This is a genomic window from Streptomyces sp. NRRL F-2664, from assembly GCF_000719345.1.
In the GTDB taxonomy this organism is placed as follows: Bacteria; Actinomycetota; Actinomycetes; order Streptomycetales; family Streptomycetaceae; genus Streptomyces.
This window is the reverse complement of record NZ_JOFX01000177.1, coordinates 1-1,972: the sequence shown is the minus strand read 5'-3', so window position 1 is coordinate 1,972 and position 1,972 is coordinate 1. Positions and strand designations below refer to the sequence as shown.

At 70.7% G+C, this 1,972-nt stretch carries 2 protein-coding genes; one reads left to right on the top strand and one right to left on the bottom strand.

The features are described from left to right. The first annotated feature begins 502 nt into the window (after positions 1 to 502). Positions 503 to 1,099, top strand: a complete 597-nt coding sequence (locus IF89_RS0135120; protein ID WP_030777088.1) for a dihydrofolate reductase family protein — start codon at positions 503 to 505, stop codon at positions 1,097 to 1,099. Positions 1,100 to 1,147: 48 nt separating this feature from the next. On the opposite strand, the gene IF89_RS0135115 is transcribed toward IF89_RS0135120, so the two are convergent. Continuing rightward, on the bottom strand, positions 1,148 to 1,708 hold the full coding sequence (locus tag IF89_RS0135115) for a hypothetical protein (RefSeq protein ID WP_158718125.1): 561 nt from the start codon (positions 1,706 to 1,708) through the stop codon (positions 1,148 to 1,150). Positions 1,709 to 1,972 lie beyond the last annotated feature (264 nt).

Genomic DNA, 1,972 nt, shown 5'->3' with positions numbered 1-1,972 from the left:
GGCAGTGGTCAGGCTGGCCGCGAGCGCGGCCGTACACAGGACCTTGCGCGAGGTGTTGACGATGTGGCGGTGAAGCGGCTTCACAGTGCGGCGATCCCCCCAAGGAGCCGTTCAAGGGTATGCGGCCGGTCCGGCCGTGAATATCCACTGTCTATCAGGTATTCCGACCCGACTCGCCGTCCGCCCGGCAGATGTGACGCACCATTCGTCTCACCTTCACCGGGGTCTCACGACAGATCGGACAACGATGCCAACTCTCCGTCCGGTATGGGCCGATGACAACCTATTTGCAGCCAGACCCCGGTTCGATCACCGAATGGCCGAACACACCCCCTGGCCCGCCGCGCCCCCCGGCAGGGGCCGCCGGGCGCGACCCCCTCCACACCTCCGCCCCAATGTGACGCAGATCACTCGGAAAGGGGCGGACGGACCGATGCGTTCCGCGGGGCCGGGCGGTCTTAGCTGTGTAGGTACCGCCCCGGACGGAAGAGGAACGCCTCCCATGCGCATCGTCATCACCGAATTCATCAGCCTCGACGGCGTCGTGCAGGCTCCGGGCGGTCAGGGCGAGGACAACGACGGCGGCTTCGCCCACGGCGGGTGGACGCAGCCCTTCTTCGACCCGGAGGTCGTCGGCGGCTCCTTCACCGAGGCGCTGGAGAAGGCCGACGCACTGCTGTACGGGCGCCGCACCTGGCGGAACATGGCAGCGGCCTGGCCCGAGCGGGCCGGCGACCCCTTCGCCGACCGGATGAACGCCCTGCCGAAGTACGTCGTCACCCGAACCCTCGGCGACGACGACCTGACATGGGACAACACCACCCGCATCGACGGCGACAAGGCCGTGGCCCGCATCCGCGAGCTGCGCGACGGCGAGGGCGGCGACCTGGTGGTCATGGGCAGCCCCACCCTCGTGCGCACCCTGCTGAGCGAAGGCCTCGTCGACGAACTCCGGCTCATGATCATGCCGGTGCTCCTGGGCGGCGGAAAGTCGATCTTCCCGGAGGACGGCGGCCTGCACACGCTCGAACTGGCCTCCACCACCATCAGCCCCGCGGGCGTGCACGTGTGCACCTACCGCCCGGCGGCCAAGGCCTGATCCGAACGTCACGCCCCCGTCCGCAGCGGGGCGCCGACGGGACCGCCGTCAGAAGACGGCGGTCCCGATCTCGACCAGGATCCCGGCCACCGCCGCCACCACGATGGAGGCGAACAGGCCGACCAGGGACAGCAGGAAGTAGCCGTCGCCGCTCGCCACCGTGCCGCTGCGCGCACAGGCGAACAACCAGGCGGCGAGCGCCGCGAACGGAATGAGCAGCAGGCCGGCGGCCGTGCCGAAGTTGAACACGGCGGTCCCCGACAGCTCGTACGCCCTGCCCCTCGCCGTCCGCACCTCCACCCGGGTGCCTCGCCGGTACTCGTCGGCGGCCGTGTCCAGCACGATCTCGCGCGCCGCCTCCCCCGGCCGCCGGGGGGTGTACCAGCCCGTGCAGTCGGTACCGGTCGTATAGCCCTCGGCGTCGACGGCCTCGTAGCAGCGGTGGACGGAGACGACCCCGTCGACGGGCCCGAAGCCCAACACCGCCCCCAGCTGCGGCCCGGGCAACACCCACATCAACCACCCGGCCGCAGCGAGCGTCACGACCACCCCGCCCGCGGCCACCCCCCGCCCGAACGTCCGCCCGAACGTCCGCACACCAGCCCGCACGACGCCCCCTCTCCCGTGCAGGCCGAGATACCCACGGGGCAGGCCGCGTAACGCGAACGGCGGGGGTGGGGGGTGGAGGTGGCTTCGGTGAGGGGAGGCTTCGGTGAATCGGTGTGGGGGAGGGTCTGGGGGTTTCCCGTCAGTCCCATCGTCCTTCCGTGCCGTGTCGGTCCGTCAAGGGCGCTCCCTGCGGTCGCGTCGCTTCGCGATGGAGCTTCGCTCCACCCTTGACCGACCGCCCCGTCCCGGAAAGCCGAAAGACTG

Excerpts from the sequence above, each read along its gene's own strand:
- IF89_RS0135120 (WP_030777088.1), top strand. The coding sequence starts at position 503 with ATGCGCATCGTCATCACCGAATTCATCAGCCTCGACGGCGTCGTGCAG.